At 65.0% G+C, this 26,808-nt stretch carries 27 protein-coding genes; 18 read left to right on the top strand and 9 right to left on the bottom strand.

Annotated elements, in window-relative coordinates:
* The first annotated feature begins 129 nt into the window (after positions 1 to 129).
* Both IVB46_RS20860 and alr read left to right on the top strand, forming a co-directional pair.
* A complete protein-coding gene (locus IVB46_RS20860; protein ID WP_063983703.1) occupies positions 130 to 1,638 on the top strand; it encodes a replicative DNA helicase in 1,509 nt (502 codons plus the stop codon).
* Positions 1,639 to 1,684: 46 nt separating this feature from the next.
* Entirely contained in the window at positions 1,685 to 2,962 is a 1,278-nt protein-coding gene (gene alr, locus IVB46_RS20855) for an alanine racemase (protein WP_071914677.1), read from the top strand.
* A gap of 160 nt (positions 2,963 to 3,122) precedes the next feature.
* On the opposite strand, the gene IVB46_RS20850 is transcribed toward alr, so the two are convergent.
* On the bottom strand, positions 3,123 to 3,347 hold the full coding sequence (locus IVB46_RS20850) for a cysteine rich repeat-containing protein (protein WP_071914679.1): 225 nt from the start codon (positions 3,345 to 3,347) through the stop codon (positions 3,123 to 3,125).
* Between IVB46_RS20850 and IVB46_RS20845 the strand changes: the two genes are divergently transcribed.
* Together IVB46_RS20845 and IVB46_RS20840 are read left to right on the top strand one after the other, a co-directional pair.
* Positions 3,346 to 3,795, top strand: a complete 450-nt coding sequence (locus tag IVB46_RS20845; protein WP_247311424.1) for a hypothetical protein — start codon at positions 3,346 to 3,348, stop codon at positions 3,793 to 3,795. The two genes, IVB46_RS20850 and IVB46_RS20845, sit on opposite strands and share 2 nt — an antisense overlap.
* Positions 3,796 to 3,863: 68 nt before the next feature.
* Entirely contained in the window at positions 3,864 to 4,640 is a 777-nt protein-coding gene (locus IVB46_RS20840; RefSeq protein ID WP_247311427.1) for an exodeoxyribonuclease III, read from the top strand.
* A gap of 142 nt (positions 4,641 to 4,782) precedes the next feature.
* Here IVB46_RS20840 and IVB46_RS20835 read toward each other — a convergent pair whose 3' ends face one another.
* The 3 genes from IVB46_RS20835 to IVB46_RS20825 form a co-directional block, all read right to left on the bottom strand.
* Complete coding sequence (locus IVB46_RS20835) at positions 4,783 to 5,598, bottom strand: hypothetical protein (protein WP_247311569.1); 816 nt, start codon at positions 5,596 to 5,598, stop codon at positions 4,783 to 4,785.
* Between the two features lie 98 nt (positions 5,599 to 5,696).
* On the bottom strand, positions 5,697 to 6,065 hold the full coding sequence (locus IVB46_RS20830; RefSeq protein WP_247311432.1) for a GFA family protein: 369 nt from the start codon (positions 6,063 to 6,065) through the stop codon (positions 5,697 to 5,699).
* A 77-nt stretch (positions 6,066 to 6,142) separates the two neighbouring features.
* The gene (locus IVB46_RS20825; protein WP_247311435.1) at positions 6,143 to 6,460 is read right to left on the bottom strand and encodes a hypothetical protein; all 318 of its coding nucleotides are present in this window, start codon (positions 6,458 to 6,460) and stop codon (positions 6,143 to 6,145) included.
* 180 nt (positions 6,461 to 6,640) lie between these two features.
* Here IVB46_RS20825 and IVB46_RS20820 point away from each other — a divergent pair, with 180 nt between their 5' ends.
* The 8 genes from IVB46_RS20820 to IVB46_RS20785 all read left to right on the top strand — a co-directional run bounded on the left by IVB46_RS20820 (position 6,641) and on the right by IVB46_RS20785 (position 12,624).
* Positions 6,641 to 7,381, top strand: a complete 741-nt coding sequence (locus IVB46_RS20820; RefSeq protein ID WP_247311438.1) for a FadR/GntR family transcriptional regulator — start codon at positions 6,641 to 6,643, stop codon at positions 7,379 to 7,381.
* Positions 7,382 to 7,434: 53 nt separating this feature from the next.
* Complete coding sequence (locus IVB46_RS20815) at positions 7,435 to 8,334, top strand: NAD(P)-dependent oxidoreductase (RefSeq protein WP_247311441.1); 900 nt, start codon at positions 7,435 to 7,437, stop codon at positions 8,332 to 8,334.
* An 11-nt stretch (positions 8,335 to 8,345) separates the two neighbouring features.
* Complete coding sequence (locus tag IVB46_RS20810; RefSeq protein ID WP_247311444.1) at positions 8,346 to 9,029, top strand: amino acid ABC transporter permease; 684 nt, start codon at positions 8,346 to 8,348, stop codon at positions 9,027 to 9,029.
* Positions 9,030 to 9,036: 7 nt separating this feature from the next.
* Positions 9,037 to 9,705, top strand: a complete 669-nt coding sequence (locus IVB46_RS20805) for an amino acid ABC transporter permease (protein WP_247311447.1) — start codon at positions 9,037 to 9,039, stop codon at positions 9,703 to 9,705.
* 1 nt (position 9,706) lies between these two features.
* Positions 9,707 to 10,465: an amino acid ABC transporter ATP-binding protein gene (locus IVB46_RS20800; protein WP_028149724.1), complete on the top strand. Its 759-nt coding sequence runs from the start codon at positions 9,707 to 9,709 to the stop codon at positions 10,463 to 10,465.
* Positions 10,466 to 10,484: 19 nt separating this feature from the next.
* Positions 10,485 to 11,279 (top strand): transporter substrate-binding domain-containing protein, encoded by a 795-nt coding sequence (locus IVB46_RS20795; protein ID WP_247311449.1) that lies wholly within the window; start codon positions 10,485 to 10,487, stop codon positions 11,277 to 11,279.
* Between the two features lie 68 nt (positions 11,280 to 11,347).
* On the top strand, positions 11,348 to 11,794 hold the full coding sequence (gene rpiB / locus IVB46_RS20790) for a ribose 5-phosphate isomerase B (RefSeq protein ID WP_071914697.1): 447 nt from the start codon (positions 11,348 to 11,350) through the stop codon (positions 11,792 to 11,794).
* Between the two features lie 104 nt (positions 11,795 to 11,898).
* The gene (locus tag IVB46_RS20785) at positions 11,899 to 12,624 is read left to right on the top strand and encodes a sulfite exporter TauE/SafE family protein (RefSeq protein ID WP_247311451.1); all 726 of its coding nucleotides are present in this window, start codon (positions 11,899 to 11,901) and stop codon (positions 12,622 to 12,624) included.
* A gap of 6 nt (positions 12,625 to 12,630) precedes the next feature.
* Here IVB46_RS20785 and IVB46_RS20780 read toward each other — a convergent pair whose 3' ends face one another.
* Together IVB46_RS20780 and IVB46_RS20775 are read right to left on the bottom strand one after the other, a co-directional pair.
* Complete coding sequence (locus IVB46_RS20780) at positions 12,631 to 14,709, bottom strand: EAL domain-containing protein (RefSeq protein WP_247311453.1); 2,079 nt, start codon at positions 14,707 to 14,709, stop codon at positions 12,631 to 12,633.
* Positions 14,709 to 15,866 (bottom strand): ABC transporter substrate-binding protein, encoded by a 1,158-nt coding sequence (locus IVB46_RS20775; RefSeq protein ID WP_247311456.1) that lies wholly within the window; start codon positions 15,864 to 15,866, stop codon positions 14,709 to 14,711. Before IVB46_RS20775 ends, IVB46_RS20780 begins: the two co-directional genes overlap by 1 nt.
* Before the next feature lie 201 nt (positions 15,867 to 16,067).
* On the opposite strand from IVB46_RS20775, the gene radA reads away from it, so the two are divergent.
* The 6 genes from radA to IVB46_RS20745 all read left to right on the top strand — a co-directional run bounded on the left by radA (position 16,068) and on the right by IVB46_RS20745 (position 23,440).
* Positions 16,068 to 17,516 carry a DNA repair protein RadA gene (radA, locus tag IVB46_RS20770; RefSeq protein ID WP_063983719.1) on the top strand — a complete coding sequence of 483 codons (1,449 nt, stop codon included), beginning with the start codon at positions 16,068 to 16,070 and terminating at the stop codon, positions 17,514 to 17,516.
* Positions 17,517 to 17,682: 166 nt separating this feature from the next.
* Positions 17,683 to 18,312 carry a CvpA family protein gene (locus IVB46_RS20765; RefSeq protein WP_063983720.1) on the top strand — a complete coding sequence of 210 codons (630 nt, stop codon included), beginning with the start codon at positions 17,683 to 17,685 and terminating at the stop codon, positions 18,310 to 18,312.
* A gap of 29 nt (positions 18,313 to 18,341) precedes the next feature.
* Positions 18,342 to 19,847 (top strand): amidophosphoribosyltransferase, encoded by a 1,506-nt coding sequence (gene purF, locus IVB46_RS20760; RefSeq protein ID WP_063983721.1) that lies wholly within the window; start codon positions 18,342 to 18,344, stop codon positions 19,845 to 19,847.
* 217 nt (positions 19,848 to 20,064) lie between these two features.
* Positions 20,065 to 20,805, top strand: a complete 741-nt coding sequence (locus IVB46_RS20755; RefSeq protein ID WP_247311460.1) for an SDR family NAD(P)-dependent oxidoreductase — start codon at positions 20,065 to 20,067, stop codon at positions 20,803 to 20,805.
* 78 nt (positions 20,806 to 20,883) lie between these two features.
* Complete coding sequence (locus IVB46_RS20750) at positions 20,884 to 22,047, top strand: hypothetical protein (protein WP_247343370.1); 1,164 nt, start codon at positions 20,884 to 20,886, stop codon at positions 22,045 to 22,047.
* Between the two features lie 166 nt (positions 22,048 to 22,213).
* Complete coding sequence (locus IVB46_RS20745; protein ID WP_071914710.1) at positions 22,214 to 23,440, top strand: ABC transporter substrate-binding protein; 1,227 nt, start codon at positions 22,214 to 22,216, stop codon at positions 23,438 to 23,440.
* 105 nt (positions 23,441 to 23,545) lie between these two features.
* On the opposite strand, the gene IVB46_RS20740 is transcribed toward IVB46_RS20745, so the two are convergent.
* The 3 genes from IVB46_RS20740 to IVB46_RS20730 are packed head-to-tail and all read right to left on the bottom strand — an operon-like array spanning position 23,546 to position 26,782.
* Entirely contained in the window at positions 23,546 to 24,802 is a 1,257-nt protein-coding gene (locus IVB46_RS20740; protein WP_247311466.1) for a TCR/Tet family MFS transporter, read from the bottom strand.
* Entirely contained in the window at positions 24,799 to 26,181 is a 1,383-nt protein-coding gene (gene der / locus IVB46_RS20735) for a ribosome biogenesis GTPase Der (protein ID WP_247311469.1), read from the bottom strand. The genes IVB46_RS20740 and der overlap by 4 nt, the downstream gene beginning before the upstream one ends.
* A gap of 49 nt (positions 26,182 to 26,230) precedes the next feature.
* Positions 26,231 to 26,782, bottom strand: a complete 552-nt coding sequence (locus IVB46_RS20730; protein WP_247311474.1) for a hypothetical protein — start codon at positions 26,780 to 26,782, stop codon at positions 26,231 to 26,233.
* Positions 26,783 to 26,808 lie beyond the last annotated feature (26 nt).

Here is a 26,808-nt window from a genome sequence, read left to right as displayed (position 1 = left end):
CCGCGGCTGCCAATCATCCACCATTTTAACTGAGCGGTTGATAGCGGTCAGCTTTTGCTTCCGCTTTGGCCTGAGGCGGCGCTTTATCCCGGCCCCGTATCCGCCCCAGAAAATTGCTAACGCTCGACCATGGCCCTGACTGATTCGAACGTCCTCAAACTCGCGCCCGAGCCCGGAACTCCGGCGTATCGGAGCGCGCCGCATAATATCGAGGCGGAACAGAGCCTTCTCGGCGCGATCCTGGTCAACAACGACGCCTTCTACCGCGTCTCCGACTTCCTCGAGCCGAAGCATTATTTCGAGCCGCTGCATCAGACCATCTACGAGACGGCCAGCAGCCTGATCCGGATGGGCAAGATCGCCACGCCCGTCACGCTGAAGACGTTCCTCCCGGCCGACACCGATGTCGGCGGCATGACCATCGGGCAATATCTGGCGCGCCTCGCGGCTGAGGCGACCACCATCATCAACGCCCAGGACTATGGCCGCACGATCTATGACCTCGCGCTGCGACGCGACCTGATCGGCATCGGCGAGGACATGGTCAATGTCGCCTATGACGCCCCGGTCGACTTCGCGCCGCGGGCGCAGATCGAGGACGCCGAGCGCCGCCTGTACGAGCTCGCCGAATCCGGCCGTTATGACGGCGGCTTCCAGAAATTCTCGCAGGCGTTGGCGGTCGCGGTCGATCTCGCGGCCAAAGCGTTCCAGCGCGATGGAAAGCTGTCCGGCATCTCGACCGGCATGCGCGACCTCGACACCAAGATGGGCGGCCTCCAGCACTCCGACCTCATCATCGTGGCCGGACGCCCGGGCATGGGCAAGACTTCGCTGGCGACCAACGTCGCCTACAACGTCGCCAAGGCCTATGTCGGCGAGGTCCAGGCTGACGGCACCATGAAGGCCGCCAATGGCGGCGTGATCGGCTTCTTCTCCTGCGAAATGTCGGCCGACCAGCTCGCCACGCGTATCGTCGCCGAGCGCACCGGCATTCCCTCCTCCCACATCCGCCGCGGCGGCATCTCGGAAGCCGATTTCGACAAGATCCGGGAAGTCTCGATCGAGCTGCAGTCGCTGCCGTTCTATGTCGACGCGACCGGCGGCCTGTCGATCGCGCAGCTGATGGCACGCGCGCGCCGGCTGAAGCGGCAGAAGGGCCTCGATCTCCTCGTGATCGACTACATCCAGTTGCTCTCCGGATCCGGCAAGCGGAGTGACAACCGAGTACAGGAAATCACGGAGATCACGACCAGCCTGAAGGCGCTGGCCAAGGAGCTCAACGTTCCCGTGATCGCGCTGTCCCAGCTCTCACGCCAGGTCGAATCCCGCGACGACAAACGGCCGCAGCTCTCCGACTTGCGTGAATCCGGATCAATCGAGCAGGACGCCGACGTCGTCCTGTTCGTTTACCGCGAGGAATATTACCTCGCGATGAAGGAGCCCCGCCCAGGCACGCCTGAACACGAGAAGTGGCAGCTTGACATGAGTCTTGCGCACGGAAAGGCCGAGGTCATCATCGGCAAGCAGCGCCACGGCCCGACAGGCACCGTCGATTTGGCGTTCGAAGCCTCGGTCACGCGGTTCGGCGACCTCGCGCCTGACAGTCAGTTGCCGGTTCGCAGCGGCAACGACTACTGAGTTCCTTGAACCAGACCGGCCTCTTGCGTAAAACGGCGCCATGACAATGGCGTCCGACCCGAAAATGATTCCGCAAGCTGGCCTCCTCTCCGCGGAGGCCAATCAGGCTGCCGCGCTCGCAGCCTATGGCGGCGTGCTCACCGTCGATCTCGACGCCATCATCGCCAATTGGCGCAAGCTCGAGAAGACGGCCGTGCCGGCCGAATGCTCGGCCGTGATCAAGGCCGATGCCTATGGCTGCGGCGCCGCGCAGGTCTCGCGGGCCCTTAGCAAGGCCGGCTGCAAGACCTTCTTCGTCGCCACCATCGAGGAAGCGCGCACAGTGCGCGAAGCCGTGCCGGAGGCCGCGATCTACGTGCTCGGCGGCTATTTCCAGAACACCGGCGAGCACTACGCCAGGATCAATTGCCGGCCGGTGATCGGCGATCTCAACGAGCTTGCCGAATGGGACGTGTTCTGCCGCCGCACCGGCTGGACCGGAGGCGCCGCTGTTCACATCGACACCGGCATGAACCGGCTCGGGCTGACGCTTGCGGACGCGCAGGCCATCATCCCCCGCATCAACGCCGGCGATCACGGCATCACGCTGGTGATGAGCCATCTGGTCTCGGCCGAGCAGCTCAACAGTCCCGTGAATGCAAAACAGCTGGCAACCTTCCGCAGTATCGCCAGCGAATTTTCCGGCGTGCCGGCTGCGCTTGCCAATTCCTCCGGAATCTTCCTCGGCGCGCCCTTCCAGTTCGACCTGGTGCGGCCGGGCGCAGCGCTCTACGGCGTCAACCCGACGCCTGAGGCCGACAACCCGATGCAGCCGGTGGTCGACCTCAAGGCACGCATCGTGCAGACCCGCAATGTCGAACGCGGCGAGAGCGTCGGCTATGGCGGCACCTGGACCGCGCGGCGGCCGACAAAGCTCGCGATCATCGCGGTCGGCTATGCCGACGGCTATTTCCGCGCCGCCAGCTCCAATGACGGCACCCGCGGCGCCGAGGTCGTTGTCGCCGGCAAGCGCTGCCCGGTCGCGGGCCGCGTTTCGATGGACCTGATCGCGATCGACATCACCGACCTGGCCCCGAATGCGGCGCGGCGCGGCCACATGGTGACGCTGCTCGGCGAGGGTATCACCGTCGACGAGCTCGCGCATCATTTCGGTACGATCGGCTACGAGGTGCTGACCAGCCTCGGCCACCGCTACGCCCGCGTCTACAAGGGCGGCAATGAGGTGGAGCCGCTGGTCAAGCCGGAGCCCGCGCCGACGGCCGAGCAGCCGCCCTCCCCGCCGCCGATCGAGCAGCCCGCGAGCCCGCCGCCGCTGCCGTCTTAATCGACACTCTCGTTCCCCGCACGCAGCGCAGCGCTCTTTCAGCGGTGCGCTGCAGAGCCGGGGCCATCTCTCAACATCGTACCGTGTAGCTATCTGGGGTCCCGGCTCAGCGCAGCAACGCTCACGCGTTGCAGCGCGTCCGGAACACGAGAGTGGCGCTTTACTTCTTCCGGCTGTCGAGCGCCGTCTTGCAGGACGCGCTGAGCTGGTCACGCTTGGCGTTGAGGCAGGCGATGATCTTGCCGCCACCGGGCGCGATGCCGGCGCAGAATTTGTCATAGTCCGCCTTGCACGCGCCGCGTGGATCGGACGATTGTGCCGACGAGACACCGGAGAACGCGACGACGAATGCGACGATGGCGAGGCTCAGACTGGACTTCAACATGGATTTGGATCTCCGGTGGCGGCGCAAACGACCGCGGCCGCAATCTCTACATGAAGATTGCGGCACTCAACGTCAACCGAATCTGTCCTACGACCGCGCGGCGAAGCCTGATGTCGCTGCCTCGCCCGTGGTCCTAGGGGCGATGATGCTTCATCGATCTCATCGCGCTCGATTATCCGCGCACCTTGTTATCGATAACCCACGCATCCATGCTCTCTTTGCACGCGTTGCCGATATGGCTCCTGTACCTGTTCAGGCAAGCAACAATGCGCCCGCCCCCCGGCACGACACTGGGGCAGTATTTGAAATATTCCACCCTACAGGCGATTTCCATTTTCTCGGCAGCAAGAGCCACTCCGGAAAATGCGGTTGCGGCCACGACTACGGCAAGGCAAAGCTTGGTCATCGTCAAACCTCCATCGTGTCGATCGGCAATTTTGGGTTGTAAGCATACATCGTGGAACGCCGATGACAACGGTTGCGAGTCATTTCTGAAGATTTCCAGTCGTTGGGCCCATGAGGATCGCGACGTTCAACATCAACAATGTCAACCGCCGCCTGCCCAACCTGTTGCGTTGGCTGAGCGCGGCGAAGCCTGATGTCGTCGCGCTCCAGGAACTGAAGGCAGCCGACGGCGAATTTCCGGCAGCCGCCATCGAACAGGCCGGCTACGGCGCGGTGTGGTGTGGACAGAAGACGTGGAACGGCGTCGCCATCCTCGCCCGCAATGCCGAGCCCATTCTCACGCGCGATCGCTTGCCGGGAAAGCCTGATGATCGCGAAGCCCGCTACATCGAAGCCGCCGTGCGCGGAATCATCGTCACCAGCATTTACCTGCCGAACGGCAATCCGCAGCCGGGGCCGAAATTCGACTACAAGCTCGACTGGTTCGCGCGGCTCAAGCGCCACGCCAAGACCTTCATCAAGCAGGATCTGCCCGTGGTGCTCGCCGGCGATTACAACGTCGCGCCTGATGAGATCGACATCTATCCGACGCGGTCATGGGACAAGGATGCGCTGATCCAGCCGAAGAGCCGCGCGGCGTTTGCCTCGCTGGTCGCACAAGGCTGGTGCGATGCGATCCGTGAGCTGCATCCGGAGAAACGCATCTACACGTTCTGGGACTACAAGCGAAACCGCTGGCCGCGCGATGCGGGCCTCAGACTCGATCATCTCCTGCTGAGCCCCGCCCTCGTCTCGCGGCTGGCCAAGGCGGGTGTCGACAAGAAGGTGCGCGGCGAGGAAGGGGCGAGCGATCACGCGCCGGCGTGGGTGGTTCTGAAGGAGCGTTGACGCTGCCGTAGGGTGGGCAAAGGCGCTTTTGCGCCGTGCCCACCATCTTCTATCGCGAGAAAGGTGGTGGGCACGCTTCCGCCTTCGCTCTTCGAGCTACGGCGGACAAGTCGCTTTGCCCACCCTACGAGATCGCGCCAGATCAACGCCCGTAATATTCCTGCACCGTATCCCACGCCGCCTTTTGCAGCAGTTGGGTGGTCTCCGCATCCAAGCCCGTCGCATAGGAATTGCCGACCGGCGAGCGCCCGGTCAGCGCGGCGAGCGTCACACAGGTTGCCAGATACGTGCCCGCCGGACTCGGGTGTCGCTTGTCCGGCGCATACAGATTGAGCTCCGGCTGGAGCTTGCGCACGCGCGCGAAGGCGAGGCCTGCGGGAATCACGAGCGCATCATTGGCATTGCCGGCGAGCGTATAGGCCTCGGCCAAGGCTTCCGTCATCTCCGGCTTGTCGGCATAGGCCCAGGACATAAAGAACACCGGCCGCATGCCGTGGGCACGGACGATCTCGCTGTCCTTCTTGGCGAAGGTCGCGAACGCGTCCTTCAATTGCGGATGGATCGGGCACTGGCTGCAATCCATCATCACGACGGCGTCGAACTGCCTACCCGGCTTGTTGAAGACGACGACGTTCTGGTCGTCGAAGGAATAGGCTCCGATGCCGCCCGGCCGCAGCAGATTGTCCATGTCGTGCCAGTCGAGGCCGGAGCCGCCGATCGTGGCCATGGTGTTGCGGTACGCCGCCTTGTTGTCAGCATCAGCCGCGCGCTCCATGAAGGAGAGATGCCCGGGCATGCCGTTGTTGTAGTAGAAGAAGCTGTTGCCGACGAATAGCGCGGCCTTGGGGAAGTCAGGTCCTGATGTCGTGACCTTTGGTTTGGTCTGCGCCTGCGCGTTGAAGCCGGCTGCAACGGCCAGACACATTGCTAACATCACTCGCGCAAAAAGACGCATTATGGCTTCCTCCCCCTTTTCTCTGGGGCCGGACCAAATCAGCTTTTCAAAATCGCCTCAAGGTCACAGACGCGCAGCGGACATGCGCGCGCCCTGCATGCTCACCACAAATTCCTGCCGTCGATCATATTCACCGGCACGGCATCGAGATCGAAATCGTCGAACAGGCGCGCGTTCACCGCAACCTTGGGATTGTCGAAATCGGCCTTGCCGGTCGACCAGTCAGGCAACTCCGAATAGGTGCCGCAGCCGCAGCTCGCGCAGAAATGATGTTTGACCGTGCGGCTGCCCCAGAGATAGGTCGCGACATTTTCCGGCGGCGACAGCAGGCGAAATTGCGCCGGCGCGTAATAGGCCCACAACGCGCCCCGCTTGGCGCAGAGTGAGCAGGTGCAGCGCGTCACGCTCGCCGGCGCCTCCGTCACCTCGAACACCGTCTCACCGCAATGACAGCTTGCCTCGATCGGCATGGACCCGCTCTCCGTTTTGTCAGGAGATGGTCGTAGCCTGCCCCTGCTGCCAACATGCTGTCAGCAGCGCAACTCCGTCACGGAGCCTCGTTCGCGGACAGCCGCCTGGCGTTCGCGGCCACGTGCTCGCGATAGCGCTGGACGATGGCCGCCGGGGTTGCTCCCGCAAGCAGGCTCGCGGCCGCCTCGAAAGCCGCGGCGATCTTCTCGCTGACCATCAGCGCGGCCTCCTGCCGGGCGCCCTCGTCGCCGTGGCTGAGCTTCTCGCAGCGCAGCCGCACCACCTCGCTCGCTTCGACCGCGAGCATCGCGCCCGCATACCAGGGAAAGCCGTTGTCGGATCCGCTGAGCGCCGCATGGCGGTCGAGGGCGGAGAAAGAATGATGATCGGGCATCGCGGACCTCAAGTTCTTTGAGTGAACGCTTCGATCAATACGCCTCAAATTTGAAGGATCCGGCCGGGGAACTAATCGGATTGGCCGCGCCTGCGACACCCGCAATTAACCAAGGCTCTTGACGTCGACGCTCTGGTTAGCCTACTGGTCTGACCAAGATCAGACCAAAAAGAGACCGGGATGGAAGTGAAGCGCGCCACTGAGGGCGAAAAAGGGTTCGAGAAGGTGTTCGCCTTCCTGCGCGAACGCCTGCTTGCGGGCTCGCTCAAGCCCGGCGACCGCCTGGTTTCCGAGCGCGAGCTGGCAACCCTCCTCGGCGTCAGCCGGCCGATCGTCCGCGAGGCGCTGCGCGCCCTCACCGTGCTCGGCATCGTCGAGATCCGCGACCGCATCGGCACCGTGGTGACGCAGCCGGACGTCTCGGTGCTGAACGACTTCTTCACCTTCGCGCTCGCCCAGCAGGCGGACATGCTCGATGACGTCATGCAGGCGCGTGTGGCGATCGAGTGCCAGGCGATCCGGCTCGCCTGCGAGCGCGCCAACATCGCCGATTTCGAACGCCTGCAGCGTGCGCTCGCGAAGATCGGAGATACGATCGACGAGGCCGATGCCGGCGGCATGGCCGACTTCGAATTCCATCGCGCCATCGTCGTGGCATCGCATTCGGAAACGCTGACGGTCTTGCACGGTTCGCTGGCGGGGCTGCTGACGCATTCGCATCGCAGCCGCCGCGAGCTGGTGCAGGCCTTCCCGTCGATGAAGACGTACCTGATCGACGACCACCGGCGCATCTTCGACGCGATCATCGCGCGCGCCCCCGAGCGAGCGGATGCGACGCTACGCAAGCATTTTGCCATTGGCGACGAGTACCGCAGGCGCGCCGTCGTCGGCGACATCGACAAGACCAGCGCCTCAGGCTGATCGCGGCAGGCCAACAACCAAGAAACCAATCAACCAAGAAACGGACGACTGACATGGGACGGAACGACAAGGGCAATGTCGGCTTCATCGGCATCGGCACGATGGGCCGCGAGATGGTCCGCAACCTCCTGGTGGCCGGGCATGCGGTTCGCGTCTTCGATCTTAACGAAGCCGCCTTGGCCGACAGCGTCAAGGAAGGCGCGGCCGGCGCCAACAGCCCCGCCGACGCCGCGCAAGGCGCCGACATCGTCATCACCATGTTGCCCGATACACCCCACGTCGAGGCGACCGTCTACGGTGAACATGGTCTCCTGAAGTCTCCCCCGCCCGGCAAGCTGATCGTCGACATGAGCACGATCTCGCCGGTCGCCGTCCGCCGCATCCATGCCGACCTGCAAAAGGCCGGCGTCAGCTTCATCGACGCGCCGGTCTCGGGCGGGCCCGTGGGCGCCAAGAACGCCGCGCTCTCGATCATGGCCGGCGGTGATGCGGCGGCCTTCGCGCAGGCCGAGCCGTTCTTTCGCGCAATGGGCACGACCATCACGCATGTCGGCGCCTCCGGCGCGGGCCAGACCGTAAAACTCTGCAATCAGCTGATCTGCGGCATCAACATTCAGGCCATCTGTGAGGCACTGGCGCTCGGGCGTGCTTCTGGCCTCGATCTCAATCTGCTGCGTCGCGTTCTGCTCGGTGGCTCCGCCGCGTCCTGGATGCTTGACAAGCTCGGCCCCGCAATGATCGCGGGCGACGTCTCCGCCGGCTTCCGGATCGATCTCCAACTCAAGGATCTCCGCCTGGTGCAGGAGCACGCACAGGCGCTGAGCGTGCCGCTGCCCGGCACCGCGCTCGTCACCAGCCAATATGTCGATGCGCGCGCCCATGGCGAAGGCAGCAACGGCAATCAGGCGCTGTTCCGCGTCTATGACCGCATGACCAACCAGACCACCGGCTGAACCTGACGGCGATGAGCCTCCAACTCGACTTTCCCGCAGTGCTGGAGCGTTGGCCGAATTTTCTGGCCGGCGCGGCGCTGACGCTGGAGTTGGCGGCTTTCGCGACGGTGCTCGGCGCCCTGTTCGGTACGCTCGCAGCCGTCGGCCGCGGCTCACGAATCCCGCTGATCGCAGGCGCCTGCAAAGTCTATGTCGAGACCATCCGCAACACGCCACTGCTGGTACAGATCTTCCTGGTCTATTTCGGCCTCGCCAGCCTCGGCCTGAAATTCTCCGCCTTCACCGTGGCGGTGGCCGCGTTGACGATCAATGTCGGCGCCTACACCGCCGAGATCATGCGTGCCGGCTTCGAGGCGATCCCGCGCGGACAGATCGAGGCAGCCGAAGGGCTCGCGCTGTCGCGACTGCAGATCTACTGGCACATCATCCTGCTGCCGGCGGTCGAGAAGGTCTATCCGGCGCTGACCAGCCAGTTCGTGCTGCTGATGCTGGCCTCCTCGGTCTGCTCGCAGATCTCGGCGGAAGAACTCACCGCCGTCGCCAACTACATCCAGTCGGACACCTATCGCGCGTTCGAGACCTACATCATCGTCGCCGTGCTCTACGTCATCCTGTCGCTGGTGATGCGCGCGGGCTTCTGGGGCCTTGGCCTCGTGCTGTTTCCGCGCCGGCGCCGGCTCGGCACGCCGTTGTGAGATGACCATGGGCGGACATCTCAACATCAATCATCTGATGTTCCTCGGTCAGGGCGCACTGTGGACGATTGGCCTGTCCGTGATCGCGCTGATCGGCGGCGGCATCGTCGGCTTCGTGATCGCGCTCGCACGCATCTCGCCGCTCAAATCGGTGCGGATCGCCAGCGGCGTCTACGTCCAGCTGATCCAGGGCACGCCGCTGCTCGTCATCCTGTTCCTCGGCTATTTCGGCCTCGCCGCGATCGGCCTCAAGGTCTCGCCGTTAGCGGCCGCCGGCGCCTCGCTCACGCTCTATGTCTCGGCCTATCTCGGCGAGATCTGGCGCGGCTGCATCCAGTCAGTGCCGAAGCCGCAATGGGAGGCCGCCGAAGGCCTCGCGCTGAGCCGCACCCAGCGGATGATGAAGGTGATCCTGCCGCAGGCGATCCGCATCGCGACGCCGCCGACCGTCGGCTTCATGGTGCAGATCGTCAAGAACACCTCGCTCGCCTCCGTGGTCGGCTTCGTCGAGCTGATGCGGTCGGGCCAGATCGTCAACAACTCGCTGTTCGAGCCGTTCGCCATCTACGCGATCATCGCCGTCGTCTATTTCGCCATGTGCTATCCCCTGTCCCTGTTCAGCCAGAAGCTGGAACGGCGGATGGGGCGTGGCAGGTCCAACCTCGCACCAGCCTGACATGCAGCAAAACCCCTCCTCCTCCGAACCGATCGTGTCGCTCCGCGACGTGCAGAAGAGCTTTGGCCCGCTCCGGGTGCTCGATGGCGTCTCCTTTGCCGTCGAACGCGGTGAGGTGCTGGCACTGATCGGCCGCTCCGGCTCCGGCAAGAGCACGGCGCTGCGCTGCATCGACCGCTTCGAGAAGGTCGACGGCGGCGAGATCGTCGTGTGCGGGCATCGCGTCGACCGCCCTGATGTCGATCTGCGCGCGCTGCGCCAGGACGTCGGCATCGTGTTCCAGAGCTACAATCTGTTTCCGCACCTCACCATCGAACAGAACATCACGCTCGCCCCCTGCGCCGTGAAGGGCATGGCCACCTCGCAAGCCAGGGATCTCGCCCGAAAAGTGCTCGCGCAAGTCGGGCTCGAGGAGAAGCTGCACGCCTATCCCGAGCAGCTCTCGGGCGGACAGCAGCAGCGCGCGGCCATCGCCCGCTCGCTCGCGATGCAACCGAAGGTGATGCTGTTCGACGAGGTCACCTCCGCGCTCGATCCCGAGCTTACCGGCGAGGTGCTGAAGGTGATCGAGCAATTGGCGGCGGACGGCATGACCATGGTGATGGTCACCCACGAGATGGGTTTTGCCAAAGGCATCGCCGACCGGATCGTCTTCATGCATCGCGGCAAGGTCCACGAGACCGGCCCCGCCTCGATCCTGACGTCGCCGGCGACGCCCGAACTCACGCAATTCGTGGGCACTGGAAACTTAAAATCATAACAGGAGAGGAGAACCAAGGATGACAAACAAGACACTGCTGGGGACCGCCACCGCGCTGTTCGGCCTCGTCATGATATCAGCCACGCCGGCATCGGCCGATCTGCTCGACGACATCACGCAGGCCAAGAAGATCCGCATCTCGACGGACGTCGCCATTCCGCCCTCGGGCATGATGGACAGCGGCATGAAGCCGACCGGCTCCGACGTCGAAGTGGCGCAACTGCTCGCCAAGGATTGGGGGCTCGAGCTCGAATTCATCCAGACCACCGGCGCGACACGCATCCCCAACGTCCTGACCGGCAAGGCCGACATCATCATCTCGACCTTGTCGGTGACGCCCGATCGCGCCAAGGTCATCGACTTCACCAAGCGCTATGCGACGCTGCAATCCGACGTCGGTTGCCTGAAATCCTCGACCGTCAAGGACTGGCCCGACCTGAAGGACAAGTCGATCGGCGTCTCCCGCGGCACCACGCAGGACACCACCCTGTCCAACATGAAGGACAAGGACCTCAAGATCTCGCGCTACGACGACGACGCGACGATGGTGACGGCGGCCGTCTCCGGTCAGGTCGACTGCGTCGCCTCGTCGGCGACGATCATCAACCAGATCGGGGTGAAGAACCCGTCGCGTGTGTTCGAATCCAGGATCCCGCTGGCGACCTTCGACCTCGCGATCGGCCTGAAGAAGGGCGAGCAGCGCCTGATGGACAAGCTCAACGCCTGGATCACCGAGAACGTCAAGAACGGCAAGCTCAACGCGATCTACAAGAAATTCCACGGGGTCGAGCTGCCGCCCGACATGCGCAGCTGAAACCAGGGAAAATCGTGGCAGCCGCGAAGCGGCTGTCACGACCAACATAAAATCAAAAAGGACATCACATGCGTCTCGTCATCGGATCCGACCACGCCGGCTGGCCGCTCAAGCAGACCGTTATCGACCACATCCGCAGCCTCGGCCACGACATCGTCGATGTCGGCTCCCATGACGACAAGCCGGTGGATTTCCCCGACATCGCGCGGGCCGTGGCTCAGAAGGTGACGTCAGGCGAAGCCGCACGCGGCATCATGGTGTGCGGCACCGGCGTCGGCGCCTCGATCGCGGCCAACAAGATGAAGGGCATCCGCGCCGCGGTCTGCCACGATGTTCATTCCGCCCATCAGAGCGTCGAGCATGACGACGTCAACGTCATGTGCATCGGCGCGCAGATCGTCGGCGCCTGGCTCGCCGTGGATCTGGTCTCGTCCTATCTCTCCGCCGAATTCTCGACGGACGAGGATTTTCGCCGCCGCGTCGAGAAGCTGCGCGTCATGGACGAGCAAGGCTGACGGCCGGCCGGGATGGCATGCGCTGAGCGATTGGTTCCCTCGCCTGGAATGGATCGCCCGCATCGCCGGCCACGGCTAAACTCTCCCGATTCGTGGAGAGCACCTTGGCCTTTCTCTTCGTCCTCATCGTCGGCCTGATCGCCGGCACCGTCTCAGGCATCGTCGGCACGGGGTCGTCGATCATGCTGATGCCGGTGCTGGTCTATGCCTATGGGCCGAAGGAAGCCGTGCCGATCATGGCGGTCGCCTCCGTGATGGCGAATTTCTCCCGGATCCTGGCCTGGTGGCGCGAGGTCGACTGGCGGGCCTGCGCGGCCTATTCGGTGACGGGCATTCCGGCCGCCGTGTTGGGCGCGCGCACGCTGCTCGCGCTCCCCTCGCACGCCGTCGATCTCGCCATCGGCGTCTTCCTGATCGCGATGGTGCCGGTGCGGCACTGGCTGGCGCGGCACGACCTCAAGGCCAATCTCTGGCACCTCGCGATCGGCGGGGCGATCATCGGCTATCTCACCGGCATCGTGGTCTCGACCGGCCCGCTCAGCGTGCCACTGTTCCTGTTCTACGGCCTGTCCAAGGGCGCGTTCCTCGCAACCGAAGCGGCCTCCTCGCTCGGCCTCTATTTCGCGAAATCCGTGACCTTCGAACGTTTCGGCGCGTTGACCGCTGACGTCTTCATCAAGGGCCTGGTCGCAGGCTCCTCGCTGATGTCGGGCGCCTTCATCGCAAAACGCTTCGTGCTGCATCTCAAGCCGGAGATGTTCCGCCTGGTGATGGACGCGATCATGATCGCTGCGGGCCTCTCCATGCTCTGGAACGCAACGCAGTCGTAATCGCGGTCAGGCGGCGAATTCGGGCGCGATCGACGGGCTGTCGGCGAGGACGCGGCTCGTCTCAGTGGGCACCGCCTGCTTTTCGAGCCATTGCAGCACGGCGTCGAGCGGCTGCGGCCGATGGTAGTGATAACCCTGCCCGAGCATCACGCCCATCTCGCGCATGGCGTCAGCCTGCTCGGGCCGCTCGATGCCTTCCGCGACGAGCGTCAGCCCCAGCGTGCCGGCGAGCGAGGCGATGACGCCGACGATCGCCTTGTCTTCCGCGCTGTCAGGGATCTCGCTGATGAAGGCCTTGTCGATCTTGACCTTGTCGAGCGGGAACCGCCTGAGATGCGCGAGCGAGCTATAGCCGGTGCCGAAATCGTCGAGCGCGATGGTTGCGCCCAAGCGCCGCAGGCGGTGCAGCGTCTCGGAGGCGCTTGCTATGTTGTTGATCAGCGAGCCCTCGGTGATCTCGAGCTCCAGCAATGATGCCGCGACATCGAAACGCGCGCAGGTCGCGCGCAGCTCGGCAGCGAGCGAATGGTCGGCAAGCTCGGACGGCGGCAGGTTGATCGCGATCCGGATCTGCGGCCTGCCGGCGGACGCCAGTCGCTGTAGCGCGCGACAGGCATCGGTCAGCACGTAGCGCGTCAGCCGCGCATTGTTGCCGCTGCGCTCGATCAGCGGCAGGAATTCGCCGGGACCGATCAAACCAAGTTCGGGATGGCGCCAGCGGATCAGCGCCTCAAGGCCGACAACGGCCTGGCTCTCGAGGTCGACCTGGCTCTGATACCAGACCTCGAACTGCCCCTCGGCGAAGCCTGCGGGAATGGCGAGCTCGAGATCCCGGCGGCGGCGATAGTCGCGCTGAAGCGCTTCGTCGAGCACGGCGACGGTGCCCGGCGCCTTGCTCTTGGCATGGTAGAGCGCGATGTCGGCGAGCGCCGGCAAATGCGACAGCTCGGGATCGCCGGCGCGGCGCACGGCAAGGCCGATGCTGGCGCGCGGCACGACCTGCTTGTCGTGCAGCCGGATCGGCTCGGAAATCGCATCTAACAGCTGGCGCGCGAACGCCTGGGCGGTCGCTTCATTGCTGACCTCGGGGCGGATGACGACGAATTCGTCGCCGCCGAGCCGGGCGACCCAATCCTGCGGTTCGACCGCATCGCGAAGGCGCTCGGAGATGTGCACCAGGAACTTGTCGCCGGCATCATGGCCGAAGGTGTCGTTGATGCCCTTGAAGTCGTCGAGATCGATGAAGCAGAAGGCGATCAGCGAGTCCGGCGAGCCGGCATCGCCGCTCAGGGTCACCAGATGCTCGGACAGCGAGCGACGATTGGGCAGGCCCGTGAGCGGATCGTGCGCGGCCATGTGCCCGAGCCGGTCGAGCGCCCCCGACGTCGTGTGCTGCATGGCGTTGAAGGCACGCGCGAGCTGGCCGAATTCGTTCGTCGATTTGATGTCGGCCGGATAGGCTCGCCCGTCCTGCTTGCTGCGCTGGATCGCCGACATGATCGCGGTAAGCGGCTTGCCGATGAAGATGTTGGCCGAGATCCGCATCGCGATCAGGGTGGCAAATGTCGCGAGCAGGCCGACCACCAGCAGCAACATCAGCCGGCTGCCCGTGTCCGTGTAGACCGTCGCATAGGAATAGGCGATCGCGATACGACCGGCCTGCACGGCGATGTTGCCGTTGCTGTAGCGGATCGGACGCGAGACTTCCGATACCGCCTGGTCCGCCGGCCGCGCCACCACCCGCGCGATCGCGACGCCGGTGTCGTCGTAAACGGCCGCCGCGGCAATGGTCTCGTCGTGCATGATCTCGTTGAGCACGCTCGTGACCTGATCGTAGCGCATCTTCCAGAGCGGCTCGGCGATCAGTTCGGCGCGGCTCTCGGCCGTGCGGGCAATGCGCGCGTCGAGCTGCCTGATCTGCGACCAGAAGCTCGATGCCTCGACGCCGGCAGAGGCGAGCAGCTGCACCACCAGCAGCACCGGCACGGTGGCCCAGATCATCGCGCGGACCACCGAGCGCGAGCGCGACGGCGCCGTCGCCTGCTGCTTGCGATCCGGATCGGTCATGTCGTCACCGTTTCGCATCAGTCAGCAGCGCCTTCCGGAAGCGTCAGCGAAGAGATGAGCGCATCGATGGAGAAATCGTACTGGCCGCAGCGCCCTGCCCTCGCCCTGAAGCGGGCGAAATCAATCCGATCGAAGGCGCGCGTCTTGATGAGGTCTCCGACCGAAGCGAGATTGTCGTGCGTGATCGCAGACGTCCTGGCCTCGACGCGGGGCGATGCGGCCGCGAAGTCGCAGCCGTCGGCGTAGTCGCGCAGGAGGACGATCGACCAGCCGCCGAGCAGGAAATGTCCGCCATCGGTCATGAGCAGACGGCCCGCCTTGATCTCGCGTAGCGCGTCCTCCGACCAGTTCAGGCCGACCAGCTGGATGTTTCGGCCGGGCGTGAGGCCGGCAGCGACCACTGCGCGAAGCGCGCCGAGCGCCATCGGATCGTTTCCGGCCCAGATGCCGGCAGGCCGGATCTCCTTGCGCGCGGCCCAGCTCAGATAGTTCCTGGTGACCTGCTCCGCCTCCGACTGGGTCCAGTTGGCGAACAGCATCCGGTCCACCACCACGTCGGGCGCGGCGTCCACCGCGAGCTTGAGACCGGCGTTGCGGGCGATCGAGGCCGGCGTGATCTCGTCGCCGCCGATGCCGAGAATGTGGATCTTGCCGTCCGGGCTCTGCCATTTCTCGGCGCGCGCCACTTTGATCAAGGCATTGGCCATCCTCGCACCCGCGGTCTGGAGATCCGTCGTGATGTCGCCGAGCCAGGTCTTGAGCTTTTGCCGGGGCGGTCCGAGGCGCGCGGCGTCGTCGCCGATCAGCGTGTTCGAGAGCAGCAGCGTCTTGACCCCGGCGGCCTCGGCCGCCTCCAGGATGGGAACGGCAGCGGATTCCTCGTTCGACAGGATGAGGAAGTCCGGCTTGTCGGCGCGTGCCACCACGCCGAAGCCAAGCTCCTGCATGGTGCGGTAATTCCGCTCGCTGGTCAGCACCTCGACATGCGCGTCGAGCTTGCGGCCCGCGGCCTGCATGGTCTGCGCGACCATGTCCCAGTAGACCTCGCCGGTCTTGCCGGGGTTGACGAAAACGATATTGAGACGCCCGGCGTCGGCCGCAACGGCGCCGCCAATCGGCAGAAGAAGGCCGCAGGCCATGCCCACGGCGAGCATTATCCGCAAGACTACCGTCATTCGTTTCGCCATCCCGTATCGGTTTCGAAACTGGACCCGCGTCCGCTAACATTTGGCAAAGTCCGGAACGGCGCGGCGGCGTAGAGCTAACAAAGGGTGTATCGGCTGCGGTGAATTGGGCTAATGGGGGTGCCGGCGATCGCCGTCTCGCCCGTCATTCCGTGCTATCAGCAAACCTGAAAACCCCGACTCGCTGTCCCCATGGCCAAGAACACGCTTTCCTTCGTCTGCCAGAACTGCGGCGCGGCCTATAACCGCTGGCAGGGCAAGTGCGAATCCTGCGGCGAGTGGAACACGCTTGCCGAGGAGGACACGACCGGCAGCGTGCCGGTCTCGATCCGCTCCAAGCGCAAGGGGCGGACGTTTGCGCTGGAGAGCCTGTCGGGGAAGACTCAGGATGCTCCTCGCCTGTCCTCGGGCATGACCGAGCTCGACCGCGTCACCGGTGGCGGCTTCGTCCGCGGCTCGGTGCTGCTGGTCGGCGGCGATCCCGGCATCGGCAAGTCGACGCTGCTAACGCAGGCCACCAGCATGATGGCGCGCGCCGGCCACCGCATCGTCTACATCTCCGGCGAAGAGGCGGTCGCCCAGGTGCGCCTGCGCGCCGAGCGGCTCGGCCTGTCGGACGCGCCGGTGCAGCTCGCGGCCGAGACCTCTGTCGAGGATATCGTCTCGACGCTGTCGGAAGGCGCGGTGCCGCGGCTGATCGTGATCGACTCGATCCAGACCATGTGGACCGACACGGTGGAATCCGCGCCCGGCACGGTCACCCAGGTGCGCGCCTCGGCGCAGGCGCTGATCCGCTTCGCCAAGAAGACGGGTGCTGCCATCATCCTGGTCGGCCATGTCACCAAGGACGGCCAGATCGCCGGCCCCCGCGTGGTCGAGCACATGGTCGATGCGGTGCTGTCCTTCGAGGGCGAAGGCTCGCAGCAATTCCGCATCCTGCGCGCCGTGAAAAACCGCTTCGGCCCGACCGACGAGATCGGCGTGTTCGAGATGACCGGCCTCGGCTTGCGCGAGGTCACCAATCCCTCCGAGCTGTTCCTGTCCGAGCGCGATCTGGGCACGCCGGGCACCGCAGTCTTCGCGGGCATCGAGGGCACAAGGCCCGTTCTGGTCGAATTGCAGGCCTTGGTGGCCCCCACCTCGCTCGGCACCCCGCGCCGGGCCGTGGTCGGCTGGGATCAGAGCAGGCTCTCCATGGTGCTGGCAGTGCTGGAGGCCCATTGCGGGGTCAAGCTGTCCGGCCACGACGTCTATCTGAACGTCGCGGGCGGCCTGCGCATCCACGAGCCGGCGGCCGATATGGCCGCCGCGGCCGCACTGGTTTCATCCCTGGTTAATGCGCAGTTACCCACCGATGCTGTCTATTTCGGCGAGATTTCGCTCTCCGGCGTCATCCGCCCGGTGGCGCAGACCCCGGCCCGGCTCAAGGAAGCGGTCAAGCTCGGCTTCAAGCGCGCCGTGCTGCCCGAATCGGCCCGGGGCGGCGATGCTGGCGGCGACGCCGGACTGTCCCTGAACGCGATCAACAGCCTGACGACACTGGTGGCCGAGATCGCGGCCCGGGGCTCCCGCCGCGGCGACTCGAGCCCGCCGGCGGAGAAAAATGCCACACCGGCAAGATTCCGCCGTGGAGAGGGTTAGGCGGAGGTGACGTCCTCCGCCCCCACCGCTATACAGCCGTCACAAAAGCAGCATGGGATTGCGTGGTTGCGGCCTTGCCGGGAACGCCGTCTGGCCCTCACTTAGGGCCACGGCCAAACACCGATTCGCTGAGCACCTTTGAAGTACGAGCGGACCCGACCAGCCGATGCCAGTAACACTCCTCGACCTGATCCTGCTCGGTGTGATGCTGATCTCGGGCCTGCTCGCGATGGTCCGCGGCTTCATGCGTGAAATCCTGTCGATCGCGGCCTGGGGCGCGGCTGCGATCGTGACGCTGTACTCGTTCTCGAAGCTGCTGCCGACCGCAAAGACCTATTTCAACAACGACACGGTCGCGAGCGTCGTCGTGGTCGCCGGCGTGTTCGTGGGCACCCTGGTCGTGGTCTCCGTGATCACGGTCCGGATCTCCGACATGATCCTGGATTCGCGTATCGGCGCGCTGGATCGCACCCTGGGCTTCCTGTTTGGCCTCGCTCGCGGGCTTTTGATCGTCGTGGTCGCGTTCCTGTTCTTCACCTGGCTGGTGCCGGACAAGCAGCGTCCGGACTGGGTCACGGGGGCAAAGTCCCGGGTGGTGCTCCAGGGAACCGGGGATTGGCTGATGGCCCTCTTGCCTGACGACCCCGAGAACACCATCTTGAAGAGATTCAAGAAAAACAAACCAGATGATGATCAAGCTGATTCCGAACCGCAGCCTTCGGGCACTGGCGACGGATACAGTAAACCTGCTCGTGACAGCCTCAAGAAGCTGATCGAGAAACCTGCGGCGCGTTGATTAGGCCCTAAAAGAGAGGCGCGGACGAGATGCGACACCCTGACCAGGACGCCCAACTTGATCTCGGCCCAGCCGCGCTAGAGCTTCAGGACGACCTGGAGGGCGATACGCTCCGCGAGGAATGCGGCGTCTTCGGCATCTATGGCCACCCTGACGCCGCCGCCATTACCGCGCTCGGCCTCCACGCCCTCCAGCATCGCGGCCAGGAGGCCGCCGGCATCGTCTCCTACGACGGCAGCCGCTTTCACTCGGAACGCCGCCTCGGCCTCGTCGGCGACACCTTCTCCCGCCGCGAAGTGATCGACCGCCTGCCCGGCAATATGGCCGTCGGCCATGTCCGCTACTCCACCACCGGCGCCACCATCCTGCGCAACGTGCAGCCGCTGTTCGCCGAACTCAATGCCGGCGGCCTTGCGGTCGCCCACAACGGCAACCTCACCAACGGCCTGACGCTGCGCCGCGAGCTCGTGAAGAACGGCGCGATGATGCAGTCGACCACCGACACCGAGGTGATCCTGCATCTCGTCGCGCGCTCCCGGCGCAGCCGCTTCATCGAACGCTACATCGACGCCCTGCGCGAGATCGAGGGCGCCTATGCATTGGTTTCGCTGACCAACAAGAAGCTGGTCGGCGCGCGCGATCCGCGCGGCATCCGCCCGCTGGTGCTCGGCGAGCTCGACGGTTGTCCGATCCTGACCTCGGAGACCTGCGCGCTCGACATCATCGGCGCGCGCTTCATTCGCGACATCGAGCCCGGCGAAGTCATCGTGTTCGACGAGAACGGCCAGGACATCCACAAGCCGTTCCCGCCGATGGCGCCACGCCCCTGCATCTTCGAATACATCTATTTCTCCCGTCCGGACTCCATCGTTCACGGCCGCTCGGTCTACGAAGTGCGCAAGGCCTTTGGTGCGCAGCTCGCGCGCGAGAGCCATGTGCCGATCGACGTCGTCGTCCCGGTGCCGGATTCCGGCGTACCCGCCGCGGTCGGCTACAGCCAGCATTCCGGCGTGCCATTCGAACTCGGCATCATCCGCAACCACTATGTCGGCCGCACCTTCATCCAGCCGACCCAGGCGATCCGCGAGTCCGGCGTGCGCATGAAGCATTCGGCCAACCGCGCCGCAATCGAAGGCAAGCGCATCATCCTGATCGACGACTCGCTGGTGCGCGGCACCACCTCGAAGAAGATCGTGCGCATGATGCGCGATGCCGGCGCCAAGGAAGTCCATTTCCGCCTCGCCTCGCCGCCGATCCTCTATCCCGATTATTACGGCATCGACCTGCCGGATCGCGGCGGCCTCCTGGCCGCGACGCATTCGCTGGAGGAGATGCGCGAGATCATCGGCGCCGACTCGCTCGCCTTCCTGTCGATCGACGGCATGTATCGCGCCATGGGCGAGCCCGGCCGCGACCCCGCCAATCCGAAATTCTCGGATCATTGCTTCACCGGGGCTTATCCGACCCACCTCACCGACCAGACCCAGACCGAGCAGCAGCCGCGGCAATTGTCGCTGCTGGCGGAAGCGAGCTGACGAAAGACCGCGACGATTCAGCTGGCCATCGCCATTCTCTGCGGAGGGCTTTTGGTCGGCTTCATCGTCTTCGCCTTCAGGCAGGGCATGAAGGTGCCGCCTGACAGCTCGGGGAACGGCCCGAACAATAGTACCAATATCCAGTAGGGCTGCGACGGGAGCTCGAGGGCAGAAATTCCGGGCTTGTCCCGGCCATCCACGCCTGTAAAACCCCGCCATGACAAAACCCCTCGCCAACCGCATCGCTCTCGTCACCGGCGCCTCGCGCGGCATCGGCTTCGCCACGGCCAAGGCGCTGGCCAAGGCGGGCGCGCATATCGTTGCGACGGCGCGCACGCAGGGCGGGCTGGAAGAGCTCGATGACGAGATCCGGAAAGACGGCGGCAGCGCCACGCTGGTGCCGCTCAATCTCACCGATTCCGACGGCATCGCGCGGCTCGGGGCCGGCCTGCACGAACGCTACGGCAAGCTCGACATCCTCGTCGGCAATGCCGGCGTGCTCGGCCCCTCCTCGCCGGTCGGCCACATCGAACTGAAAACTTTCACCGACGTGATGGCCGTCAACGTCTCGGCGAACTTCCAGCTGATCCGCTGCATGGAGCCGCTGCTGAGGCAGTCCGATGCCGGCCGGGCAGTGTTCATCACCTCGGGCGCCGCCAACAAGGCCACCGCCTATGTCAGCCCCTACGCCGCCTCCAAGGCCGCGCTGGAAACACTGGCCCGCGCCTGGGCGCAGGAAACCGCGAACACGCCGCTCCGTGTCAACCTGTTCAATCCGGGCCCGATCCGCACCCGCATGCGGGCCACGTTGATGCCGGGCGAAGATCCGGCGACGCTGGAGACACCCGAGCAGGTCGCCGAATTCATCGTGCCGATGTGCGCGCCGGACTGGACCGAAACCGGCAAGTTCTACGACTACAAGACCCGCACGCTGATGAGCTTCCGCTCGCCGGCCTGATTGACTCGCGTGCCTCCCCGCGATTGACTGCCCGCGCTCAAGCGGCAGCAAGCCGCAAGCCAAAAAAGGGAGGTTGCCATGGCGCCGTGGCATGATCGCGCAGGGCTTGTCTGTACAAGGCTCGGCCGTGCGCTCGTACGAGTCTCTCACGCCTTCTCCATCCTGATTGCAGCCATCGCGTTCGTGCTTCCAGGCACGGCGACGGCGGGCGATGTCCCGACCTTCGCGGTCGACGCCTCCTGGCCAAAACAGCTGCCGAACAACTGGATCCTCGGCCAGGTCGGCGGCATCACCGTCGACTGGCAGGGCCATATCTGGGTGATCCATCGCCCGCGCTCGCTCACCGATGACGAGAAAGGCGCGAGCCTCAACCCGCCCCGCTCAAAGTGCTGCGTGTCGGCGCCTCCCGTGCTCGAATTCGATACTGACGGCAATCTGCTGCGGTCGTGGGGCGGTCCGGGCGAAGGCTATGAATGGGTCGGCCGCGAGCACGGCATCGAGGTCGACGAGCGCGGCTTCGTCTGGGTCGGCGGCAACGCCGACAACGACAACGCCATTTTGAAGTTCACGCTCGACGGCAAGTTCGTCGCCCAGATCGGCAAGATCGCGCCGAGCCTCGGCAGCAACGACACCACACAGCTCGGCAAGCCCGCCGAAACCGCGATCGACAAGGCGGCGAACGAAATCTACGTCGCCGACGGCTACGGCAACCGCCGCGTCATCGTGTTCGATGCGACGACGCTCGCTTACAAGCGGCACTGGGGCGCCTATGGCAACAAGCCCGATGACAACAAGCAGGCGGCCTATGATCCCAAGGCGCCCGTCTCCCAGCAATTCGGAAATCCCGTCCATTGCGTGAAGCTCGCCAATGACGGTCTCGTCTACGTCTGCGACCGCATCAACAACCGCATCCAGGTGTTCAGGAAGGACGGCACCTTCGTGAAGGAGTTCTTCTTCGAGAAGAACACCCTTGGCAACGGCGCGGTGTGGGACGTCGCGATCTGGCCCGATCCGAAGCAGACCTATTTGCTCAGCGCCGACGGCGAGAACAACGAGATCAGGGTGATCAAGCGCGACGACGGCAGCGTGGTCGGCAGCTTCGGGCACAACGGCCGCAATGCCGGGCAATTCCACTGGGTGCATGCGATGGCGGTCGACGCCAAGGGTAACGTCTATACCGCCGAGGTCGATACCGGAAAGCGCATCCAGAAATTCAGGCTGACGTCGGACGCGCTCAAATAGCGTCTCAACACACTTTGCCCAAAGGTTAGCCGACGGATGACGCTACGCCGCAGCGTCATCCGGCTTTAGGCGCATTGCCGCCGGCCGTGGGACACGGTAGAGCGATCAGCCGGAACAAGGCTCCGCAAGAGAGCCGTCCGCATATTGAAAATGGAGGAGACCTTTTATGACGACGACGCTCGCGCGCCGCTATGCGGCCCTTCTGGCCTGTGCCACCTTCGGTTTTGCAACATCCGCTTACGCGCAGGACAAGACCGTCAAGATCGGCGTCTTGAATGACATGTCGAGCCTTTATGCCGATATCGGCGGCCCGAACTCCGTGGTCGCGATCAAGATGGCCGTCGAGGATTCCGGCCTGCTCAAGAAGGGCTGGAAGATCGACGTGCTGAGCGGCGATCACCAGAACAAGCCGGACGTCGGCGTCAATATCGCTCGGCAGTGGATCGACAACGAGAAGGTCGATGCGATCGCCGATACGCCGAACTCCGGCGTCGCGCTCGCGGTCAGCAACCTCGTCAAGGAAAAGAATTCGGTGCTGCTGAATTCCGGCGCCGCCTCTGCCGACTTGACCGGCAAGGCCTGCACGCCGAACACGATCTCCTACACTTACGACACCTACATGCTCGCCAACGGCACCGGCAAGGCGCTGACCAAGGCCGGAGGCGACACCTGGTTCTTTCTTACCGCGGATTACGCCTTCGGCCACGCGCTGGAACGCGACACCACGGCCGTCGTGACGGCGAACGGCGGCAAGGTGCTGGGCAGCGTCAAGCACCCGATCAACAGCTCGGACTTCTCGTCCTTCCTGCTGCAGGCCCAATCGTCCAAGGCCAAGGTGGTCGGCCTCGCCAATGCTGGCGGCGACACCACGAACTCGATCAAGCAGGCGGCCGAATTCGGCATCGTATCGGGCGGCCAGAAGCTCGCGGCGTTGCTGCTGTTCATCAACGACGTGCATTCGCTGGGGCTAAAGACCGCGCACGGCCTGACCTTCACCGAGTCCTTCTACTGGGACATGAACGAGCAGACCCGCGCCTGGTCGAAGCGCTTCGCCGCCCTGGCCAGCAAGAACGCGATGCCGTCGATGACCCAGGCCGGCAACTACGCGATGGTGCTGCACTATCTCAAGGCGATGGAAGCGCTCGGCGGCAACCCGCATGACGGCGCCAAGGTCGTCGCCAAGATGAAGGAGCTGCCGACCGACGATCCGCTGTTCGGCAATGGCCCGCTGCGCCAGGACGGACGCCGTCTCATCCCGGCCTATCTGTTCGAGGTGAAGAAGCCCGAGGAGTCGAAGGGTCCGTGGGACTACTACAAGCAGATCGCCACGATCGCAGCGGAAGACGCGGCCAAGCCGCTCAAGGACAGCGAGTGTCCGCTGGTGAAGAAGTAAGACCGTCGACGCTGCCGTAGGGTGGGCAAAGGCGCGTAAGCGCCGTGCCCACCTTCTCTCCGCGGGTTGACGAAGTAGCGGTGGGCACGCTTCGCTTTGCCCACCCTACGAAACCGTCTTTGTAGTCACCAGCGCCCGCATCGCGATCGCGACACATGCCACCATCAACACCGCCGCAAGCAGGAACGGCGCGCCGGGCAGATGCCACGGCGCGCTGGCGCCGATGAAATAGGAAAACGTCAGCGTGAACAGGAACGGTCCGACGAGCTGCGACACGCTCTGCACGCTCGCGGTCGCGCCCTGCAACTGGCCCTGCTGATCGGGCGCGACCAATCGCGTCATCAGCGATTGCATAGCGGCACCCGAGATGCCCCACAGCGACATCACGGGAATGCCGATCCAGAACAGCGGGCCGGTCGGCGCGGCGCCGAAGATCACGAAGCCGATCGCGCCACAGCACAGGCCGAGCACCAGCGCATTCCGCTCGCCGAGCACGCGCACGATCGGGCCGATGGCGAGCCCCTGCACCACCATGGCGCAGATGCCGACCATCGCGAGCGTCAGACCCACGGTCTTGGAATCCCAGCCGTAGCGATAGGTCGCATAAAGCACGAAGGTCGAGGGCAGCACGACATGCGCGACCTGTGCGATGAAGTTGACGATGGATAACGCGGCCAGCGCCGCGTTGGAACGCAGCAAGTGCAGCGCTCCGACCGGATTGGCGCTGGTCCAGCGGAACGGCGCGCGCCGCTCCGGCGCCAGCGATTCCGGCAGGACGAAGAGCCCATAGAGCGCATTGGCAAAGCTCAAAGCCGCCGACGCCCAGAACGGCAGCCGCGGATCGATATCGCCGAGCAGGCCGCCGAGCGCCGGGCCCAGGATGAAGCCGGCGCCGAAGGCAGCTCCAATCCTGCCGAAGACGGCCGCGCGCCGCTCCGGCGGCGTGATGTCGGCGATATAGGCAAAGGCGGTGGAAATGCTCGCCGAGGTGATGCCCGAGATCACGCGGCCGATGAACAACCAGAGCAGCGACGGCGCGAGCGCCATCAGCACATAGTCGGCGGCGAGCCCGAAATTCGACAGCAGCACCACCGGCCGCCGTCCGAAGCGATCCGACAGCGCGCCGAGCACCGGCGAGAACACGAACTGCATCAGCGCCCAGGCGGTGCCGAACAGGCCGAAGATACGGGCCGCATGCGCGGTGTCGTTGTCGACGAAGCTCTCGATCAGCTTCGGCAGGATCGGCATGATCACGCCGAGCGCGAGCATGTCGAGCAGGATGGTGACGAAGATGAAGGCGACCGCGCCGCGCCGGATTGGCGCGGCGCCCTGCGCCGTCGCCTCGCCGGCATCGTTGCTCACGACGGCCGCTTGCGCTTGTGGGCGAAGGGGTTGGCCTTTTCGCGCAAGGTGATGCGCACCGGCGTACCCGGCAGCTCAAAGGTCTCGCGCATGGAATTGGTCAGGTAGCGCAAATAGGACTGTGGCACCGCGTCCGCGCGCGAGCAGAACAGCACGAAGCTCGGCGGACGGGCCTTGTTCTGCGTGATGTAATTCAGCTTGAGCCGTCGGCCGGACACCGCCGGCGGCGGATTGGCCTGCACGGCCTGCTCGAACCAGCGATTGAGCGCGGATGTCGGCACGCGCCTGTTCCAGACCGCGTAGGCGTCCTGGATCGCCTGCATCAGACGATCGATGCCCTCGCCCATCAGACCTGATACGGCGACGATCGGCACGCCCTTGATCTGCGGCAGCGAATGGTCGGCATCCCGGCGCAGGCCCGAGATGGCGCCGCCGCCCTTGGTCTCCATCAGATCCCATTTGTTGACGGCGAGCACGACCGCGCGGCCCTCGCGCTCGATCAGATCGGCGATGCGCAGGTCCTGCTCCTCGAAGCGGTTCTGCGTGTCCATCATCATCACGACGACTTCGGCAAAGCGCACCGCGCGCAACGCGTCGGCGACCGAGAGCTTCTCCAGCTTTTCCTCGATGCGCGAGCGACGGCGCAGGCCTGCGGTATCGAACACGCGAAAATCGCGGCCCTTCCAGTTGATCTCGACCGCGATGGAATCGCGCGTGGTGCCGGCCTCCGGGCTCGTCAGCAGGCGCTCCTCGCCGAGCAGATGATTGATCAGCGTCGACTTGCCGGCATTGGGCCGGCCGACGATGGCGACGCGGATCGGACGCGTCGCGGCCTCCTCCTCGGTCAGCGGCTCGTCGTCCTCGGCTTCATCTTCCTCGACAGGCTCCGGCATCAACTCGCGGAGGGCGTCATACAGCTCGCCCATGCCCTCGCCGTGCTCGGCCGAGACCTGAATGGGATCGCCGAGGCCGAGCGCAAACGCCTCCATCGCGCCGGCATCGCCGTGCTTGCCTTCGCTCTTGTTGGCGACCAGCAGTACCGGCTTGTCGGCCTTGCGGGCGAAATCGGCGAAGGCGCGATCGGTGGGCGTCAGGCCGATGCGGGCGTCGATGACGAAGAACAGCGCGTCGGCCTGTGCGATCGCGGCCTCGGTCTGCTCCTGCATGCGCGCGGTCAGCGAGCCCTTGGCACCCTCGTCGAGGCCGGCGGTGTCGATGATGGTGAATTCGAGGTCGCCGAGCCTGGCCTCGCCTTCGCGGCGGTCGCGGGTAACGCCCGGCAGGTCATCGACGAGCGCGAGCTTCTGCCCAACCAGGCGGTTGAACAGCGTCGATTTGCCGACATTGGGCCGGCCGATAATAGCAATCGTGAAGGACATCGGTCATTCGTGCGCTGCGAAGGCCGCGCCTGTCAATGTAATGAAGGGATCAGCGCGAAAAGCTGCCGCTCGGCATCGGTGCCGGGAAAGCTCCCTGCGATTGCTGCTGGGTGGTCTGGGTCGGTTGCGCCTGCTGGACGGGTTGATCCGGCGGCGGGGCGGTGGTGCGCTTGCGCACGATCTTCTGCTTGGGCGGCGGAGCGGCCGTAGGCGGCGCGGCCTCGGGCTGGGCCTCGCCGTCAACCTCGCCCGCCGGCGCCTCAGCGGGCGCGGTGGAGGCGCTGGCAGGCTGTTTGGTCTTCTTCGCCTTGGCACCCTTTGCCGGCCTGGCCTCGGGCGGCGGCTCGGCGGGCAGAGCCGCGACGGCCGGTGCGTTCGGATCCGGCTGCTGCTGTGCTGCGCCCTTGTACATCTCCCGCGGCACGCCCTGCTCGAGGCCCGGAACGCCCTCCGGGAAGACCGGCTTGCGGTCGCCCGGCAGCTTCTTCTTGGTGTCGAGGAAGTCGAGCATGTCGCTTGGATCGAAGCTGGAGCAGCCGCCCAGGATGCCCGTGAAGGCGATCAGGACGGCGGCTGCGATCAAGCGTGGCGTGCGGCGCATCTTGTGTCTCGTCTACGTCAGTGAGC

It is taken from the genome of Bradyrhizobium sp. 61 (genome assembly GCF_023073075.1).
Classification (GTDB): Bacteria; Pseudomonadota; Alphaproteobacteria; order Rhizobiales; family Xanthobacteraceae; genus Bradyrhizobium; species Bradyrhizobium barranii.
The sequence above is the reverse complement of the archived record's forward strand: the minus strand, read 5'-3'. Positions and strand labels throughout refer to the sequence as shown.